We start from the raw sequence: 18763 nt of genomic DNA on the forward strand, positions 1-18763 counted from the left end.
CGATAGGCAGCGCGGAACCGAGCAACATGGTCACTTGTCTCGACAACGCCGCGCCGACAGCTACGCGGCGCCCGGTGGCCGAAAACGCCCGCCACGACGGACTATTCCGGCGGCACACCATTCGGCCTCGCGCGTGGCCTCCGGATCCGAGAGCCCGGAACGCAGCATCGCGCACGCCCAGCGCAACGGAAGCAGATCGTGCTCGCGGCACTCGGCCGCGACCGTGTCGGCCAGCGCGCGAGAGTGTTCCAAGTCACCCGAAGCGGCCGTCGCGGCGGCCACGAGGAGACGGGACTTGACGCGGTGCCGCACCGAGGGCGCGGCCTCGGCGAGAGCCAGAGCTTCGCGCGTGTGCGGCAGCGCCGCGCCGGCCGCGCCGGACGCCAACGCCGTCTCGGCGCTGACCCAGTGCCAGCGGATCCAGGCCCGCCATCGCAGGCCGTCCGGATCGAGGGCGGCGCGGCTCCGGTCGAGCAGCCGCCGCGCCAGCGCGAGGCGGCCCGCCCCGAGCGCGTCGGCGGCCAAGCCGGTGAGCGCGTCGCAGACCGCGTCCGTTCGGTCCGGCGCGGAACCGATCGGCGGGGCGGGTTGGAGTGCGCCGCCTGGTAACGCCAGCGCGACGGCTCTGCCGTCCGGGCCCGAAGCCGCGACATGCCAGCCGAGTTGGCGCAGTAGCGAGCCCGCGGTGCTCGCGGCGAGTGAGAGCAAGACCGGATCGGTCGTCCGCCGCCGCACCGCGGTCAGTTCCGCGCGTGCCGCGGCATAGCGCCCCTGCCCCCCGAGAATCACCGCCCGGTGCCACGAACTCAGGGCATCCGGGGCATCCGGCAACTCGGCAGCGGCGAGGCCGGGACGAGGCCCGAAGGCTCCCATAGCGAGGACTTCATATCGGACATCCACCGTCGGAACTGGCGCGAACACGGGCGAACTCTATACCGAGCGCGACCGACGACGGCGCGTAGTAAAAGTGCGTCCGCACCCCTGGCAACTTGTCAGCATTTCTGGTACGTGGCCCATGTTTCCATCAGGTAAATCTCGCGTCGGCATTGCGCGATCATCCGCGACGCAAATTCACGCGCGTTTCGCGCAATTAACCTCTACGCCCCGTTTCCGCCATCTGAGCGACCCTCGGCAACCACCCGTACGGTGGCCACCATCACGGCGGTTATCTGTCCCCCATGGGACCAGTAACCTGTGAGTTTTCCCAAAAAAGACAGACTACCTGCGGAAACAGTCACATACCTCGGACAGCGGCGGGCCAGCCACGTACTGGCCAACCGAACAGTATCACCGGAACCCCCGTTAAAAGTAAACAGCGGGTAGGTTAAATCTCGCCATTGCGGATTTGGAAAACCGGTGCGTCGAACTATTGACGTAATTTCGCGGCTGCCCCTAACGTAGCTCATCGCCACGGACGGCGCCGCGCGAAATTGCAGCGACCGGCCGGGCGACCGCGGGACCCGCCGATCGCATGCGTTCCGCAACTGTTGCAGACAAACTGCTCGACAACGCCGACGAGCTCGCATTACGAGGAGTTCACCATGCCCATGCCGACCCACCTCCCCGGACCGAACGCCGACGTCTGGGACTGGCAGATGCGAGGTTCCTGCCGAGGCGTGGACTCCGCCGTGTTCTTCCATCCCGACGGCGAACGCGGGCGCGCCCGCACCGCACGCGAGATGCGAGCCAAGGAGATCTGCCGCGCCTGCCCGGTGCTCATGCAGTGCCGCAGCCACGCACTGAAAGTCAGCGAGCCGTATGGCATCTGGGGCGGCATGTCGGAGACCGAGCGCGAGATGCACGCGCGGCGCAACCGCCGCCGCATGGCCGTCTGAGCAACGACCAGCCGTCACCCGACAGCCACAACGCGAATCCGCGACCCATCCGCATCGCGCGGCGCGCCGAATGCCTAGCAAATAACCGGCCACTGAAACACCAGATGCACGATCACCGGCCGGACCGCGTCGGCACACCGTCGTCGCAGTTCGGGACCGACGCTGACGCGCGGCATCAGGCGGTCACCACCGCTGCACCCGCGGTCGCGGCGAGGCAGAAGCCGCACGGCTGTCGGCCCGGTGGCGAGCGGTAGCTGTTGGCGTGTCACATCTGAATTCGCCCGGCGTTTGGGAGTTCACCGCAAAGTAGCTGAGCTACTTGCGGTTTGCTGGCACCCCACTGGAAGGAGGCGATAGCGGCACGCTACGGTAGTGACCGATGACACAGAATGGAGCGTTGTGACAACGCGGCCGCCAGCCGCAGAGGGCGACTCGTTCCGAAGAGAAGCCTTCCCACCGAGTGTGGATTCTGCGGTGTCGGCACGCGCAGCCGAAAGCATCGAACTAGCCGCTCTCCTGCACCGTTGCGGTCAGTCCGATCAGGAAGCTTTCGCCGAACTGTACGACCGGACGTGCGCGCGCGTGTTCGGTCTGGTGCTCCGGGTGCTGCACGATCCGGGGTACGCGGAGGAGACCACGCAAGAGGTGTATCTCCAGCTCTGGCGTACCGCAGCCAGCTTCGACCCCGCGAAGGGGTCGGCGGTGACGTGGTTGATGACGCTCGCCCATCGGCGCGCGGTCGACCGGGTCCGCGCCGAGCAGGCCCATACCCAGCGGGAAGTCGCCTACGGGATAAGGGTTCTCGGCAACGAGTTCGACGAGGTGATCGAAGAGGTCGAGCGCAGGCTCGAACAGCAGGCGGTCCTCGAAGGACTCACCGGCCTCACGGAAACTCAGCGAGAAGCCATCTCGCTGGCCTACTACGGCGGCCGGACGTACGCGGAGGTGGCCACCTATCTCGGCGTAGGGTTACCGACCGTTAAGTCCCGGATTCGGGATGGATTGACACGACTGAAGAAAAGTTTGGGGGTGACGTGAGATGAACGAAGCCCAGATCGATCTCGCGCACACCGTCGCGCTCGGATCGATCGACGACGAAGACCATCACGCGGTTCAGGAATTGCTCGACGGCGAGGACCCGGTGCTACGCGCCGAGTTCCTCGCAGAGGTGCAACAGGCCAAAGACGCTTTGACCGCGCTCGCGGCGGTAACGGCCACCGCGCCGCCCGCCGCGCTCCGGGGTCGGTTGCTCGCGGCCATCGCCGCTGAGCAACCCCCGGTCGCCTCCTGAGCGACGATTCACCACTGCGGCTCGCGCGTCCCACCGCGCGGCCGATTCTCGCTTCGGCGACCTCGCGCGCCGCACCGCAGGCTCGAGGTTGCGGTGCCATCGAGCCCTAGCCGATCACTCTCGGCGCGCCGCCCGGTACGGGCGTTGCCGCGCCCCAGTCGTCGTCCTCGTTCGCCAGTCCCGGTTTCTCCGGGCGGTCCAACGCGAATCGTCCACTCGGCTCCGGTCTCGCCATCACGCGTCCCGTCGAGCCGCTCATCCCCGAACGCCGAAAAGGCCCCCGGACGCTCGCATCCGGGGGCCTTTCGCACGCTCGTCGCGTCAGTGCGCGTGACCGTGGTGACCGTGGTCGTGCGCCTCTTCGGCGGGCTTGTCGACCACGGCGCTCTCGGTGGTGAGCACCATGCGCGCGACCGACGCCGCGTTGACGACCGCGGAACGGGTCACCTTCACCGGGTCGACGACACCGTCGGTGAGCAGATCACCGTAGGTGAGGGTGGCGGCGTTGAAGCCTTCCTTGCCCTCGGCGACCTTGCTGACCACCACGGCGCCGTCCAGGCCCGCGTTGGTGGCGATCCAGTACAGCGGCGCCTGCAGCGCCTTGCGCACCACCTCGACGCCGACAGCCTCGTCACCGGACAGCGAGTCGCGCAGCTCGACGAGCTTGGCGCCCGCCTGAACCAGCGCGGTGCCGCCGCCGGGGACGATGCCCTCCTCGACCGCGGCCTTGGCCGCGCTCACCGCGTCCTCGACGCGGTACTTGCGCTCCTTGAGCGCGGTCTCGGTGGCCGCGCCGACCTTGATCACCGCGACGCCGCCCGCCAGCTTGGCAAGGCGCTCCTCGAGCTTCTCGCGGTCCCAGTCGGAGTCGGTGGCCTCGATCTCGCGGCGCAGCTGCGCGCTGCGGGCCGCGATGTCCTCCGCGGTGCCCGCGCCGTCGATGATCGTGGTGTCGTCCTTGGTGACGACCACGCGCCGGGCCTTGCCGAGCAGTTCCAGACCCGCCTCGCGCAGGTTGACGCCCAGGTCCGGGTTGATGACCGTGCCCGCGGTGACCACGGCGAGGTCGTCCAGGAACGCCTTGCGACGGTCACCGAAGAACGGCGCCTTCACCGCGACGGCCTTGAGGGTCTTGCGGATGGAGTTGACCACCAGGGTGGACAGCGCCTCGCCCTCGACGTCCTCGGCGATGATCAGCACGGCCTTGCCGCTCTCGGCGATCTTCTCCAGCAGCGGAAGGAAGTCCGGCAGCGAGCTGATCTTCTCGCGGTGCAGCAGCACCAGCGCGTCCTCCAGGACGGCCTGCTGGGTGTCGGCGTCGGTGACGAAGTAGGGCGAGAGGTAGCCCTTGTCGAACTGCACGCCCTCGGTGACGACGAGCTCGGTCTCCAGCGTCGAGGACTCCTCGACGGTGACGACGCCGTCCTTGCCGACGGTGGTGAGCGCCTTGCCGACCATCTCGCCGAGCTGCTCGTCGCGCGAGGACACGGTGGCGACCTGCGCGATGGCCTTCTCGCCGGAGACCGGGGTCGCCGCGGCGAGCAGCGCCTCGGAGACCGCGTCGGCGGCCTTGGCGATGCCCGCGCCGACGGCGATCGGGTTGGCGCCGGCGGCGACGTTCTTCAGGCCGGCGCGCACCAGCGCCTGGGCCAGCACGGTCGCGGTGGTGGTGCCGTCGCCCGCCACGTCGTTGGTCTTGGTCGCGACGCTCTTGACCAGCTGCGCGCCCAGGTTCTCGAACGGATCCTCGAGGTCGATGTCGCGCGCGATGGTGACGCCGTCGTTGGTGACGGTCGGGCCACCGAAGGCCTTCGCGAGCACCACGTGGCGACCGCGCGGACCGAGGGTGACCTTCACCGCGTCGGCGAGCTTGTCGACGCCGCGTTCCAGAGCCCGGCGAGCCTTCTCGTCGAACTCGATCTGCTTTGCCATAAGTCCTTTTCCTTGGATGCCTGGGCGACGGGCTCGGTCCGGTGGGGCCGTGCTGTCGCCGCCCGGTGGGCTGAAACGACGTTGCCCCGGCCCCGCTGGGAGGGGTACCGGGGCAACGTCGTTACGACTCGATCCCGGGCGTGGCCGGGAAGCGCGATCCGATCCGGATCACGCCGAGCGCGGTCACTTGCTGACGACAGCCAGCACGTCGCGCGCGGACAGGATCAGGTACTCCTCGCCCTGGTACTTGATCTCGGTGCCGCCGTACTTGCTGTAGATGACGACGTCACCCTCCTGGACATCCAGCGGGATGCGCTTCTCGCCCTCGTCGTCCCAGCGGCCGGGGCCGACGGCGACGACGGTGCCTTCCTGCGGCTTCTCCTTCGCCGTGTCCGGGATGACCAGGCCGGAGGCCGTCGTCGTCTCGGCCTCGTTGGCCTGGACGAGGATCTTGTCCTCGAGCGGCTTGATGTTCACGCTCGCCACGTTGAGCCCTCCACTTTCAGGGGATTTACGGTCGTCCGGAACTGTTGTCCCGGACCATCGGTTCGGTCACGGTGCTGACCCTGCGCATAGCCCCGTCGTCGCGGGTGCCGGGACCCCTGCTCAGTAGTCACAACTGCTGACATCCGGCGAACGCGTAGGGTGGACGCTTGCCCGGCCGACCGTGTTCACCAGTGCCACTAGCACTCTATACACGAGAGTGCCAGCGCTCAAGGCCGGGCGGTGCCAATGCGCGTCGGCGTTTTCCGACACGCCCGGACGTTCGACTTTGCACTGACCAGGGTTCGCCACCCCACGGCCTCGGGACTTTCCATTGGTTCGCGAAATCTGTAACGTTCGGATAACGGATTGTGACAGTATTAGCGACGGTCGTTCCTCGGTCCGCCATGTTCATCACGAACCGGCGTCCGCGGGGGGCATCGAGCGTCACGAAAGAACCAGCACAGCGTCACAGGTAGTACTGCGTCACAGGTAGCACAGCTTCGCACGTAGCACAGCGTCACAGATTCCGTTGCGCCACAAAGCTTCACCAGAGGGCAAGTCCACACGTGATCCCAAGCCGGTTCCCGCGACCCACCCGGACGGCGGTCCGGCCGGATCCCGAGTCCGGATCGTTCGCCGACAAGGCGACGGTCCGGAAGTCCATTCGAGATGGTCGGCGACACGATGACCATCCGCTCGAAGGGAGGTGAACATGCGAACGTCCCTCGGCATCTCCGCCGGGAACGAGGTCGTGTGCTCGGCGCTGGTCGCCACGGCGTCGAACGGCGCCCAAAGTTTCGACTACCGAGTCGTTTCCGCCGACGCGGCCCATTCCGACATCGGCGATCTCGTCGCGTCCTCGATCGACCTGATGACCACCCAGCTGCCGACTCAGCAAGCGCCACACGACATCGCGTGGCCCACGCAGCCGGTCGGCGTCCGCTTCGCGGGCACCGGCGCGACGGGTATGGAAGCGGCGGCGGGCAAGCCGCCGACCAGCGTCGCCGTCGCCTACCGCAGCAAGGAGCAGGCGCAGGTGATCCGTTCGGCCACCGGCAAACAGCGCGAGCTGAAGCTGGTGCCGGAGGGCACCGCCGCGCTCACCTTCCTGCGCCACACCGGCCTGCTGGACCGCTACGAGACGGTCGCCATCGTCGATCTCGGCGCGACGGGTCTGAGCGTCACCGTCGCCGAGCAGGCCGACGGCAACGTCCTGAGCTCCGAACGCATTCACGCGATCAGCGGCAACGCGATCGACGACCTGATCTACCACCACCTGCTCGACGTGCACTACGCCCGGCGCGGCACCAGGCCGAACCGCGGCATGCTGACCAACCGGGGTCGTGCCGCGAAGGAACATCTCTCGGTGACGGCCGCGGTCACCATCGACCACGTCGCGGGCCGCCCGCTCAAGCTGACCAGGGCCGATTTCGAGGAACTCATCGGCGATCTGCTGCGCGACATCGCCCTGTTCACCGCGGCGGTGTTCGCGCGAGCGCCGAAGTCACCGCAGGCGGTGGCGGTGATCGGCGGCGGCGCGAACATCCCCGCGGTCCTGCAGACACTCGAACGCGAGCTGGACGTGCCGGTGCTCACCGTCGACGATCCGGAGGCGGTGATCGCCAAGGGCGCGGCGCTGGTGGCCGATGCCGCACAGCCGTCCGGCTTCCCGGTTGCCGCGCTCGGCGGCGACGCGCCGGCGGGCACCTTCACCAAGGTCATCGGCACGCTCGCCGGAGCCATCGTGGTGGTCGGCCTCGTAATCGGCTACGGCTTCAAGACCTTCGCGCCGACGTCGGACGAGGAGGTCTCCCCCGCGGGCACGACGAGCAGTGCCCTGGTGCCCACCGCGCCCGTCACGGTCGCGCCGCAGACCGGCGCGGGGACCGACACCTCCGGCGCCCGCGAGCCGGTCAGCCGGACCACCGGCGCGACGCCGCCGGTCACCGAGGACGCCGGTCTGTCGTCGACCCGCACCGGTGCCGTGTCCACGCCGTCGCCGACACCCACACCGACGGCGGCGCCGATCCCGTCGGTCCAGCCGACGCTGCGTCCGGACCCGAACCTGCCGCCCATCCCGTTCCCGGAACTGCTGGGCCCGCTGCTGAATCCGCCCGGCGGTTCCTCGGTGCCCACGCAGCAGAACCGCGAGGAATACGGGCCGTCGACCAGCCCACCGCCGCCCACGGGCGACCCGTCGCAGACGCCCGCGCAGACGCAGATCCCATTCCCCTCGCCGCCGGCGAGCGCCCCGCCCCAGGCGCCCGCACAGACCCGCATCCCGTACCCGATGCCCCGCTCCAATTCGGGCTCCGCCCGGCAGGGCACGGTGACCGCACTACCGCTGCTGGAACTCGAGTTCGCTCCGCGCAACTGAGACGGGGTAGGACAGCCGCCAGCGGAAGGCGATCGGCCTCAGGCGATCTGGCTGACCGAGACCGGCAGGCCCGGGTCGGTGGCGACCGTGAGCGACGAGGGTTTCGCTCCGCCCGCGATGACGTGCGCGCCGAGGGCGGCGATCATCACGCCGTTGTCGGTGCACAACCGCGGTTTCGGCACCCGCAGCGTCAAACCAGCCGCCGCGCAGCGCTCTTCGGCCAGCGAGCGGATTCGCGAGTTGGCGGTGGCCCCGCCGCCGAGCACCAGGGTGCCGACACCGACGTCCTCGGCCGCGCGGATGGCCTTCATGGTCAGCACGTCGGCGACCGCCTCCTGGAAGGACGCGGCGATATCCGGAATCGGCAGGTCCTCGGTCGCGACGCCGGCGCGCTGCGCGGACTCCACGTGGCGGGCGACGGCGGTCTTCAGACCGGAGAAGGAGAAGTCGTAGCGCGGGTCGCGCGGCCCGGTCATGCCGCGCGGGAACGCGATCGCCTTCGGATCGCCGCTGGCCGCGGCCGCGTCCAGCGCGGGTCCGCCGGGGAAGCCGAGACCGAGCAGCCTGGCCACCTTGTCGAAGGCCTCCCCCGCCGCGTCGTCGACCGTGCTGCCGAGTTCGACGATCGGCTCGGCCAGATCGGTGACGTGCAGCAGGTGGGTATGTCCGCCGGACACGAGCAGCGCGACGCACGGCGGCATCGGCCCGTGCTCCAGCGTGTCCACCGCGACGTGGCCGCCGAGGTGATTCAGCGCGTAGAACGGCACATCCCACGCCGCCGCATACGCTTTCGCGGCCGCGACGCCCACCAGCAGGGCACCCGCCAGGCCGGGGCCGATGGTGACCGCGATCGCGTCGGGCTTGGCGATGCCCGCCGCGGAAAGCGCCCGGCGCATGGCGGGCACGATCGCCTCCAGGTGCGCGCGCGAGGCGATCTCCGGTACCACGCCGCCGAAGCGCGCGTGCTGGTCGACGCTGGAGGCGACCTCGTCGGCGAGCAGCTCGCAGCTGCCGTCGGGAGCGCGGCGGACGATGCCGACTCCCGTTTCGTCGCAGGAGGACTCGATGCCCATGACGATCACGACAACACCTCGTCGGGAAGCGGGAGCGCGGTCAGTTCCGGCCTGCGCATGGTGTAGGCGTCGGCGCCGCTGGGGTGGTAGTAGTTCTTGCGCAGACCGATGATGTGAAAGCCGTGCTTGGCGTAGAGCGCGATGGCGGGCGCGTTGTCGGTGCGCACCTCGAGGAAGACCGGTCCGCCGCGCTTGCCCGCCTCCGCGAGCAGCGCCTCCAGCAGCAGCGTGCCGATGCCGGCCCGGTGATAGCTCGGGTCGACGCCGATGGTGTGCACCTCGGCCTCGGGGTGTTCGGCATCACCGAGCAGCGCCACGCCCGCGTAGCCCACCATCCGGCCGTCCTCGGCGCGGGCGGTGATGTAGCGGTTGTGCGACCCGGCCAGTTCCGAGCGGAAGGCGACCGCATGCCACGGATCGTCCTCCGGGAACAGCAGCTGCTCGAGCTCGACACAGCGCTCGATGTCGGCCGCGTTCATCGGCTCGATGTGGAAGGCGTGGGCGCGTACTTCGTCGTCCACCATCACGCTCCCGTCCGATCGAGGGTGCGATACGCGTTCTCGACCGCGTCCGGCCTGCGCAGGTAGAGCGGCACCAGCGGTTCCGGCACGGCGCGCGCGAGCAGCTCGGCGGCGGCGACGCGCACCAAGCCCGCGGGCGAGGGCGTCTCGACCGGAAGCACCGGCAGGTCGAACAGATCGACGTGCGAGGCGGAGCCCGCGATCACCGTGGCCGAGCCGTGGTCGAGCGCGGCGGGCTTGACCACATCCGGCCCCGCGACCCGGATGCCGGCGCGGTAGCGCGCCCAGTACACCTCGCGCCTGCGCGCGTCGGTCACCACGAGCAGCTCGCCGTCGGCGGCGAACTCGCCCTGGGCGAACGCGTCCGAGGCGATCGCGTCCAGACTGCACACGCCGTACACCGGGATGCCGAGCGCGTCACCGAAGGCGGCCGCGGTCGCCATGCCGACCCGCAAGCCGGTGAACGGACCGGGTCCGACACCGGCGACGACCGCGGCGATATCTGTCCTGGAACGGCCTGCCTCGGAGAGGCATTCGAGGATCTGCGGGGTCAGCACCTCGGCGTGGGCGCGGGCATCGACCCGGACCCGCGAGGCGATGGTGCGCAGCTCGGTCGCGGTGACCGCATCGGGCGCGGCCTGCTCCAGTTCCACCAATCCCGCTGTAACGGCGGGTGTCGCGGTGTCGACAGCTAGTACAAGCATGATTGGCCCAACGATACCGGGTGGTACCTCGCCGCGGCGCGGAGCTACCGAGTAGCTAAATCCGCAGGCCGATCCGGTGGCAGCCCCACTGTGACCTGCGTCTACTCGACCCACTCCCAGACCGCGGTTCGCACATCGGATTCCGGTTCTCTGGTCAGCAGGACGCGAAGATGCCGCTCGGCGAGGTGCTCGACGACCCCGAGGCCCCACTCCACCACGACCACCGCCTCGTGCAGATCGGTGTCGAGGTCGAGCGCGTCGAGTTCGTCCAGATCGCCGCCGAGCCGGTAGGCGTCGACGTGCACCATCGGCACCGGCGCCGCACCTTCGCGCCGACCCGCCCGGTGCTGCCTGGCGATGATGAAGGTGGGCGAGCTCACTCGGCCTTGCACGCCGAGGCCCTCGGCGATGCCGCGCGTCAAGGCGGTCTTGCCCGCGCCGAGCGGACCGTCGAGCACCACGAGATCACCCGCGCCGAGTCCGGCGGCCAGTTCGCGGCCGAGCGCCTCGGTGTCCTCCACGGTCGGCAGCGTTCGCCGTTGCTGCGTCACCGCCGACCTCCTTCTCACCCTGCCGTTGATCGGGTCGAGCGTACCGGCGCGGTCGGGATCGGCCGCGAGCAGCTTCGCGATCGACGCTCACCCGCCGACGCTTCATCGCCTCCTCGGCGAGCCAGGTTCGCGTCCGCCGATCGCCCCGCCGACGCCGCGACGGCCTCCCCCACGCTGAAGGACCCGGCGCGGCAAGCTTCACCCAGCCGAAGCCTCGTCGCCCTCCTCGGCGCGGAAGAACCCGGCGCGCACCAGCAGCCGGTGTAGCGCGTCGTTGACGGTGTCGGGGAATTGCAGGTGCGGCATGTGGGCGGCCTCGGCGAGGCGGATCAGTTCGCTGTTCGGCAGTTCGCGGGCGAGGGCGCGCGAGTTGCGGAACGGGATCACCAGGTCGTGCACGCCGCCGAGCACCAGCGCGGGAAGCCCGGCCAGCGTCGGCAGGGCGGCCGACTCGTCGTGCAGTTCAATCGCTTTCAGGAACTTGACGATCGTCTCCACCGGGGTGTCGTCGATCATCAGCGTGGTGAATCTGGACAGCGTCGGGCTGACCGGACCGTGGAACGAGCTCACGTGCAGGATCGGCGTGATCAGGTGCCGCACCGTCGATCGACCGGCCTGGACCAGCGCGGGCGCGGTGTGCACGGCGAGCCGGAAGCCGTCGATCGCCGGATTGCGCAGCAGCTGGGTGATGCCCGCCGCGGTGACCTCGGCCGCCGCGGTGGAGAGCAGTGCGATCGCGACCACCCGTCGCGCGAACAGCTCGCGGAACTGCGCCGCCGCCGCGAGCACGGCCATGCCGCCGAGCGAATGCCCGACGAGCGCGACCGGTCCGGTGGGCGCGGTCGCCTCGATGACCGCGGCGACGTCGCGACCTAGCTGCGCGACGGTGCAGCTCTCGGTGGTCGGCGTGCCGGAGCGTCCGTGCCCGCGCAGGTCGAAGAAGACGAGTCGAACCTCTGCGCCCCAGCGCTTTTCCAGATCACGCCGCTGGAAGTGGAAGGACTCCATGCTGTTGCAGAAGCCGTGCACGAAGACGACGGTCAGCGGCGCGTCGACCGGACCGCACTCGCGGGTGGCGAGCCGGACACCGTCTTCGGTGACGACCGCACCCGCCCGGTCTTCGGCAATGAGCGCGAAGTTCTCGTCGCGGTATTCGTCGCGACGCGCGGGCCAGAGCACCCGTGCGCCCGCGCGGCGCAGCGCGTGCGCACCGGCGAGCGCGCCGACCATGCCGGCGGTCGCCATTCCGCCGCGCCAGATGTTCGGGTGATTGTTGTTGCCCCGCAGTGCTTTCGGTCGTCGCGCTCGCATCGAGAACCCCTCATCTGTCGGCGGAACGCACGCCGACGAGTCCAGCACACGGCATCAGCACGGGCAAGCTCCGATGTGCCGCCGCGCCACCCGTCCGCGCGGCGAGCAGACGATCTCGTAGTGGATCGTGCCGAGCACGTCGGCCCAGTCCTGGGCGACGGGCTGGTCAGGGTCTGCGCCGAACATGATCGCGGTGTCGCCCTCGGCCACGCCCGCGGCGTTGTCGCCCAGGTCGACGACGAACTGATCCATGCACACGCGCCCGACGTTGGGGCGCCGCGCGCCGCCGAGCCACACGTCGAAGCGGCCGCTCAGCGGACGGAATACGCCGTCGGCGTATCCGGCGGGGACGAGGGCGACGGTGGTGTCGCGCGGCGCGATCCACTGGTGCCCGTACGAGACGCCCTCGCCCGCCGCCACCCGTTTCACCAGAGCGACCCTGGCCTGGAACGTCATCGCGGGGCGCAGGCCGAAATCGCCCATCTCCGGGACCGGGCTCAGGCCGTACACCGCGATGCCGGGGCGCACCATGTCGAAGGCCAGGTCGGGGCGGGTGACCGCGGCAGCGGAGTTGGCCAGGTGCGTGACCTCGGGCGTCAGGCCGTGTCGCTCGGCGTCGGCGATGGCCTCGATGAACCGGTCGCGCTGCACGTCGAGGAACGGGTGGTCGGGCTCGTCGGCGTGCGCCAGGTGCGAGAAGATCGCGCGGAAGCGCACGACGCCTTCCGCGACCAAGTCCCGCAGTGCGGCGAGCACCTTCGGGTATTCGTCCGGGGCGATGCCGTTGCGGTTCAAGCCGGTGTCGACCTTGAGGGTGACCGTCGCGGTCTGGCCGATCCGCCGCGCCGCTGCCTCGACCGAACGCAGATGCGCGAGCGAGGAGACGCCGATCTCGATGTCGGCGGCGATCGCGGCGGCGTAGTCGGAGCCGGAGTTGTTGAGCCAGCAGAGAATCGGCGCGTCGATCCCGGCCGCGCGCAAGTCCAGCGCCTCCGGAATCGTGGTCGTCCCGAGCTCCCGAGCCCCCGCCGCCAACGCGGCCCGCGCGACCTCCACCGCGCCGTGGTTGTAGCCGTCGGCCTTCACCACCACCATCACCGCCGCGTCCCCGGCGTACTCCCGCAGAACCCGCACATTGTGGGCAATGGCATCGAGATCGACGACGGTCTCCACTTGCGCACTCACAACAGCCGATCCTGCCATTCCAGGTGTCGGCACTGTCAGGGAGTACCGATTCCGCAGGTCATCGCGGTTTGTCAAGGGGTGATCGGTGAGGACCGGACGTGGGATCGGTGGGCGTTGAGGTGGGGTAGAAGTGGTTGTCGAAGTGAAACGATGGCGTCCAAGGCGATGGGGTCGACCCTCGTCAACCCGGCTAACGCCGCCAGCCACTCCCCGGCAATCGGCGAGCGGTTCGGAGTTCCCGCGAGCTGGACGGATGAGCGAGATGCATGGCCGACGGGCGCCGGGTTCGGCGGCCGTTCGATTCGGCGCGAGCTGGTCGATTCCCCGAAGCGGTGCTGGGCACGACGAGTGCCGCACCCCTTACCTCCCGCAGTCAGGTGGGTTGGCGCAGCTTCCAGCCCACTCCACCGGCTGTGGTTGCGTCCAAGAGACGCAAGGAGGCAGGGCGAAATCGAGACGGAGTGAAATGGTGGTTGCCGCGGCGGTTTCAACCGCCATATGACAGGACGCTGTCTCGAACAACTTCAGTCACTCAACGAACGCAACGTGCGAATCGCCGCGCGAAGGTGGCCGAGGAGTGGAGTCGCCGAGGTGGGGGCGGCGGTGGGGTGGTTCTCGTGGGCGGCGAGGTTGGCGGCCAAAGCGTGGGCGCGGGCGGCGGCAGCGGCGGACCAGGCGGGGTCGCGGCCCGCGGCGAGAAGGGCGCCGATGACACCGGAGAGGACGTCGCCCGCGCCCGCCGTGGCGGCCCAGGATCCGCCCGCCTCGTTGACGAGCACCGGGCGGCCCGGGGCGGCAACCAGGGTTGCTCGACCCTTGAGCAGCACGGTGACCTGCCATTTCTCGGCGAGCTCGCGCACCGCGCCGACCCGGTTCGGACCCACTTCCTGCCCGGTCAGCCGAGCGAATTCCCCCGCGTGCGGCGTCAGCACCGTCGGCGCGGTCCGGGCGCGCACCAGGTCGGGGGCGGCGGCGAGCAAGGTCAGCCCGTCGGCGTCCACCACCGTGGGCAGGTCGGTGGCGAGGATCTGCTCGAGTCGTTCGCGCGCGTCCGCGTCCGTGCCCGCACCTGGACCGAACACCCAGGACTGCACCCGGCCGGTGTCGGAAACGCTCTGCGCCGCAATCACTTCCGGGAAATGTGTAAGCACTTGCGATGCACCGGTACCCGCGTATCGCACCATGCCCGAGGTGGCCGCTACCGCACCGCCCGTGCACAAGACGGCCGCACCGGGATAGGTCCCGCTGCCCGCGCAGATACCGGTGACGCCCTGGGTGTACTTGTCGTCGGTCGACTCCGGCACCGGCCACCGCGCACCGATCTCCGCCGGTTCGAGCGCGGCGAGTTCAGGGTCGGGAAGCTCTAAACCGATGGGCACCAATTCGATTCGTCCGCACCACGGCGCCGCCAGTGCGTGCACCGGCTTGTACGCACCGAACGCGACCGTCACCGCAGCACGCACCGCGGGCCCCGCCACCGCCCCGGTATCCGGATCGACGCCGCTCGGCAGATCCGCCGCCACGATGGGAACGCGCACCCCCGCGACGATTTCCGCGGCACGCGGCCGCAGCGGACCGCGCCCGGAGATACCGACGATGCCGTCCACCACCAGATCGGGCGCGCCGACTTCCTCGCGTACCCGCCCGCCCGACGCACGCAGCGCGGCAAGGCCTTTCGCGTGCGCGCGGGCCGGATCGAGCAGCACCGCCGTCACTTCCACGCCCCGTCGCCGCAATTTCGCACCCGCCCACAGGGCATCGCCGCCGTTGTCGCCGGAGCCGACCAGCAGCGTCACCGCCCGCCCCGCGATGCCCCCGGTCCGCGCGCGCAGCTCGCCCGCGACGATCGTCGCCAGGCCGTGCGCCGCACGCTGCATCGGGATCCCCTCGGGCACCCTGGTGAACAGTTCGGCCTCGGCCGCGCGCACTTCGTCGGCGGTGAAATAGCCGCGTAGAACGGACATCGGCGCCTCCACTGGTTGCTTCGGGCTGGCCACCCGCCCGGACACTACCTTCTCGCGCACCGAAATCCGCCGTGCCACAGTCCCGGCGGTTCTGCCCTGCCCGCCGGACAGGCGTTCCCGACCGCTCCGGCCTCCGGCTCTGCCACTAAGCTCGAACATCATGCCGATGGTTAGCCGCGCCAAGTCCGCTCCGATCGTCACCGCGTTCGCGGTGGCCGCGACGCTGTCGCTGGCCGGCTGCGGCTCCGACGAGTCCGCATCCGAGGGGAACGGCACCGCGCAGGCCACGTCGATCACAGCGACACCGACCGGCGAGCGCAAGGCCGCCAGCGTCACCGTCGACGTGGACGACATGAAGTTCTCGCCCGAGAACGTCACGGTCGGCGTTGGCGACACCGTCCGGTGGAAGTTCTCCGACAAGGCGCCACACTCGGTGCAGGGCATCGGAGACAAGGCCATGGGCATCAACAGCCCGATCTTCGACAACGGCGAGTGGAGCTACACCTTCACCCAGCCCGGCACCTACCGCTACCTGTGCACCCTCCACCCGGAGATGCGCGGCACGGTCACCGTCCAGTAGGTCCGGTCACACCGGCCGGTACTCCCGCATTCGCGCACCGCGCGCGGACGTGTTCAACGCCTCGACGACCGCGACGAGCGGCGCAAGTTCCGGTTCGGCCGCCGCCTGCTTGAGCGCGCTGGACAGCGCCGCGTCGTAAGTGGGTCCGGGCCTGGCCGAGCAGCACTTTCGAGACCTACTCGACCGTCACCGATTTCGCCAGGTTCCGCGGCTTGTCGACGTCGTAACCGCGCTCCTGCGCCACCTCGGCGGCGAAGATCTGTAGCGGGACGGTCGAGAGCAGTGGCTGGAAAAGCGTTGGGGCCGACGGGATTTCGATGAGATCGTCGGCGAACGGGCGCACCGTGTCGTCGCCCTCCTCCGCGATCACGATCGTCCGCGCGCCGCGCGCCTGGATCTCGCGGATATTGCTGAGCAGCTTGGAGTGCAGCACCGCGCGGCCCTTCGGCGAGGGCATCACCACGATCACCGGCAGTCCGTCCTCGATCAACGCGATCGGGCCGTGCTTGAGCTCGCCCGCCGCGAAGCCCTCGGCGTGCATGTACGCGAGCTCCTTGAGCTTGAGCGCGCCCTCCAGCGCCACCGGGTATCCCACGTGGCGGCCGAGGAACAGCACGGTCGGCACGTGCGCCAGTTCCCTGGCGATCGCGCGCACCTGCGGCGCCGTCTCCAGCACCCGCTCGACCAGCTTCGGCATCGCCTCCAGCTCGCGGAATTCGCGCGCCACCTCGTCGGGGTACTTGGTGCCGCGGGCCTGCGCCAGCGCCAGACCCACCAGGTAGTTCGCGGCCACCTGCGCCAGGAACGCCTTGGTGGAGGCGACGCCGATCTCGGGTCCGGTGCGGGTGTAGAGCACCGCGTCGGACTCGCGCGGGATCTGCGCGCCGTTGGTGTTGCAGATCGCGAGCACGCGCGCCTTCTGCTCCTTGGCGTGCCGCACCGCCTCCAGCGTGTCGGCGGTCTCACCCGACTGCGAGATCGCCACGACCAACGTCGACCGGTCCAGGACCGGGTCGCGGTAGCGGAACTCGCTGGCCAGCTCCACCTCGACGGGCAGGCGCGTCCAATGCTCGATCGCGTACTTGGCCAGCAGACCCGCGTGATACGAGCTGCCGCACGCCACCACGAAGACCTTGTCGAACTCGCGCAGTTCCTGATCGGCGAGGCGCTGCTCGTCGAGCACGATCCGGCCGCCGGACTCGTCGGTGGTGAAGTGCCCGATCAAGGTGTCGGCGACCGCGGTCGGCTGCTCCTCGATTTCCTTGAGCATGAAGTAATCGTGGCCGCCTTTCTCGGCGGCCGCCAGATCCCAGTCGATGGTGAACGGGCGGGTGCGCACCCCGTCCTCGGCGCCGGAGAAGTCGGTGACCTTGTAGCTGTCCGCGGTGATCACCACGGCCTGGTCCTGACCGAGCTCTACCGCCTCGCGGGTGTGCTCGATGAACGCGGTGACGTCCGAGGCGATGAACATCTCGCCCTTGCCGACGCCGACGACCAGCGGGGTGCTACGGCGCGCCGCCACGATCACGTCCGGGTGGTCGGCGTGGGTGAAGACCAGCGTGAACGCGCCCTCCAGGCGGCGCAGCACGGCCAGCGCGCTGGCCGGGAAGTCACCGGCGGTCGGCCCGTCGGCGTAGGCGCGGGCCACCAGGTGCACCGCGACCTCGGTGTCGGTGTCGCTGAGCAGCTCGACGCCCGCGTTCTCCAGCTCGCGCCGCAACGGCGCGAAATTCTCGATGATGCCGTTGTGCACCACCGCGACCTTGCCGGAGATGTCGCGGTGCGGGTGCGCGTTGCGGTCGGTCGGCGCGCCGTGCGTCGCCCACCGGGTGTGTCCCATGCCGGTGGTGCCAGCGAAGCCGGCGACCCCGGTTTCGGCGAGCTCGGCCTCCAGATTGGCCAGCCTGCCCGCTTTGCGCTCGACCGCGAGAGCGCCCGCTCCGTCCAGGATTGCGACGCCCGCGGAGTCGTACCCGCGATATTCCATGCGGCGCAATGCGTCAACGACGACGCCGAGCGCGTCCCGGTACCCGACGTAGCCAACGATTCCGCACATGGCTCACCAGAGTACTTATCGGATAACGTTCACGTCGTGTCGGCGTCTGTGAAATCGCTACTGAGCACCCTGACCAGCCGCGGCCCGCACCGGGTGCTGCGGGGGAACCTGGCCATCGCGGGCCAGCCGGGGGTGGTCTATACGCCCGAAAGCGGGCTCGGCCTGCCCGCCGTCGCCTTCGGACACGGCTGGCTCACCGGCGTCGCCAACTACCGTGAACTGCTCCAACACCTCGCGTCCTGGGGTTACGTCGTCGCCGCCCCCGACACCGAGCGCGGGCCGATTCCGTCACATCTCGGCCTGGCGACCGACTTGCTCACCGCGCTCGACATCTGCACCGGCGTGCGCCTCGGCGACGGCGAGGTCAGCGTGCACCCCGACAAGCTCGCCCTGGTCGGGCACGGCATGGGAGCGGGGGCCGCCGTCATCGCCGCCGCTCAGCGCCGGGTCGCCGCGCTCGCCGCCCTCTACCCCGCGCCGACCGCCCCCTCCGCGGAGACCCTCGCCCCCGACCTCGACATCCCCGCGCTCATCGTTGCCGGTGCCACCGACGTCTCCTCCGTCAGCTCCAACGCCTTCCCCCTCACCGCGGCCTGGGGCGGCGAAGCGCTCCTGCGCACCGTCGACGGCGCCTCCCACAACGGCATCATCGAGGGCCGGCGCGCCCTCGCCGCCCTCGGCGCGGGCAAGCACGAAGCCAAGACATCGCGCACCACCCGCGCCCTCCTCGTCGGCTACCTCAACTACCACGTCCTCGGCGACAAGACCTACAAGCCCTTCGCCGACCCGGAAGCCGCCATCCCCCACACCCAACTCGTCGACCCGAACGCCCCGCAGGAAGAGGAACGGCCAAAACTCTCTGTCGGCACCCTCACCCAGCTGCTGCGCAAGTAGGCG

Annotated in this window: 17 protein-coding genes; 6 read left to right on the top strand and 11 right to left on the bottom strand. The window is 69.9% G+C overall.

Annotation, left to right across the window (positions count from 1 at the left end; translation table 11 throughout):
* Positions 1–60: 60 nt before the first annotated feature.
* A complete protein-coding gene (locus ABZV58_RS11410; protein ID WP_355000061.1) occupies positions 61–873 on the bottom strand; it encodes a hypothetical protein in 813 nt (270 codons plus the stop codon).
* Between the two features lie 668 nt (positions 874–1541).
* Here ABZV58_RS11410 and ABZV58_RS11415 point away from each other — a divergent pair.
* The 3 genes from ABZV58_RS11415 to ABZV58_RS11425 all read left to right on the top strand — a co-directional run bounded on the left by ABZV58_RS11415 (position 1542) and on the right by ABZV58_RS11425 (position 3126).
* Positions 1542–1835, top strand: a complete 294-nt coding sequence (locus ABZV58_RS11415) for a WhiB family transcriptional regulator (protein WP_067784918.1) — start codon at positions 1542–1544, stop codon at positions 1833–1835.
* Positions 1836–2297: 462 nt separating this feature from the next.
* Positions 2298–2873, top strand: coding sequence for a sigma-70 family RNA polymerase sigma factor (locus ABZV58_RS11420; protein WP_253810709.1), 576 nt, complete (start codon positions 2298–2300; stop codon positions 2871–2873).
* 1 nt (position 2874) lies between these two features.
* Positions 2875–3126: a hypothetical protein gene (locus ABZV58_RS11425; RefSeq protein ID WP_355000062.1), complete on the top strand. Its 252-nt coding sequence runs from the start codon at positions 2875–2877 to the stop codon at positions 3124–3126.
* Positions 3127–3447: 321 nt separating this feature from the next.
* Here ABZV58_RS11425 and groL read toward each other — a convergent pair whose 3' ends face one another.
* Positions 3448–5058 carry a chaperonin GroEL gene (gene groL, locus ABZV58_RS11430; RefSeq protein WP_355000063.1) on the bottom strand — a complete coding sequence of 537 codons (1611 nt, stop codon included), beginning with the start codon at positions 5056–5058 and terminating at the stop codon, positions 3448–3450.
* Positions 5059–5241: 183 nt separating this feature from the next.
* On the bottom strand, positions 5242–5544 hold the full coding sequence (groES, locus tag ABZV58_RS11435; protein WP_067784927.1) for a co-chaperone GroES: 303 nt from the start codon (positions 5542–5544) through the stop codon (positions 5242–5244).
* Positions 5545–6256: 712 nt separating this feature from the next.
* Here groES and ABZV58_RS11440 point away from each other — a divergent pair.
* A complete protein-coding gene (locus tag ABZV58_RS11440) occupies positions 6257–7921 on the top strand; it encodes an Hsp70 family protein (protein WP_355000064.1) in 1665 nt (554 codons plus the stop codon).
* Positions 7922–7959: 38 nt separating this feature from the next.
* On the opposite strand, the gene tsaD is transcribed toward ABZV58_RS11440, so the two are convergent.
* The 7 genes from tsaD to ABZV58_RS11475 form a co-directional block, all read right to left on the bottom strand.
* Entirely contained in the window at positions 7960–9003 is a 1044-nt protein-coding gene (gene tsaD, locus ABZV58_RS11445) for a tRNA (adenosine(37)-N6)-threonylcarbamoyltransferase complex transferase subunit TsaD (protein ID WP_355000065.1), read from the bottom strand.
* The gene (gene rimI / locus ABZV58_RS11450) at positions 9000–9518 is read right to left on the bottom strand and encodes a ribosomal protein S18-alanine N-acetyltransferase (protein ID WP_355000066.1); all 519 of its coding nucleotides are present in this window, start codon (positions 9516–9518) and stop codon (positions 9000–9002) included. The genes tsaD and rimI overlap by 4 nt, the downstream gene beginning before the upstream one ends.
* Positions 9518–10219 carry a tRNA (adenosine(37)-N6)-threonylcarbamoyltransferase complex dimerization subunit type 1 TsaB gene (tsaB, locus tag ABZV58_RS11455; protein WP_355000067.1) on the bottom strand — a complete coding sequence of 234 codons (702 nt, stop codon included), beginning with the start codon at positions 10217–10219 and terminating at the stop codon, positions 9518–9520. Before tsaB ends, rimI begins: the two co-directional genes overlap by 1 nt.
* Before the next feature lie 101 nt (positions 10220–10320).
* A complete protein-coding gene (gene tsaE, locus ABZV58_RS11460; protein ID WP_355000068.1) occupies positions 10321–10788 on the bottom strand; it encodes a tRNA (adenosine(37)-N6)-threonylcarbamoyltransferase complex ATPase subunit type 1 TsaE in 468 nt (155 codons plus the stop codon).
* Positions 10789–10968: 180 nt separating this feature from the next.
* Entirely contained in the window at positions 10969–12081 is a 1113-nt protein-coding gene (locus ABZV58_RS11465) for an alpha/beta hydrolase (RefSeq protein WP_355000069.1), read from the bottom strand.
* Between the two features lie 54 nt (positions 12082–12135).
* A complete protein-coding gene (alr, locus tag ABZV58_RS11470) occupies positions 12136–13284 on the bottom strand; it encodes an alanine racemase (RefSeq protein WP_355000070.1) in 1149 nt (382 codons plus the stop codon).
* Between the two features lie 506 nt (positions 13285–13790).
* Complete coding sequence (locus ABZV58_RS11475; protein ID WP_355000071.1) at positions 13791–15230, bottom strand: NAD(P)H-hydrate dehydratase; 1440 nt, start codon at positions 15228–15230, stop codon at positions 13791–13793.
* 160 nt (positions 15231–15390) lie between these two features.
* Here ABZV58_RS11475 and ABZV58_RS11480 point away from each other — a divergent pair, with 160 nt between their 5' ends.
* Positions 15391–15810, top strand: a complete 420-nt coding sequence (locus tag ABZV58_RS11480) for a cupredoxin family copper-binding protein (RefSeq protein ID WP_355000072.1) — start codon at positions 15391–15393, stop codon at positions 15808–15810.
* 175 nt (positions 15811–15985) lie between these two features.
* On the opposite strand, the gene glmS is transcribed toward ABZV58_RS11480, so the two are convergent.
* Complete coding sequence (gene glmS / locus ABZV58_RS11485; protein WP_355000073.1) at positions 15986–17866, bottom strand: glutamine--fructose-6-phosphate transaminase (isomerizing); 1881 nt, start codon at positions 17864–17866, stop codon at positions 15986–15988.
* Between the two features lie 36 nt (positions 17867–17902).
* On the opposite strand from glmS, the gene ABZV58_RS11490 reads away from it, so the two are divergent.
* Positions 17903–18760, top strand: a complete 858-nt coding sequence (locus ABZV58_RS11490) for a dienelactone hydrolase family protein (RefSeq protein ID WP_355000074.1) — start codon at positions 17903–17905, stop codon at positions 18758–18760.
* Positions 18761–18763 lie beyond the last annotated feature (3 nt).

The organism is Nocardia sp. NPDC004654, assembly GCF_040609595.1.
Classification (GTDB): domain Bacteria; phylum Actinomycetota; class Actinomycetes; order Mycobacteriales; family Mycobacteriaceae; genus Nocardia.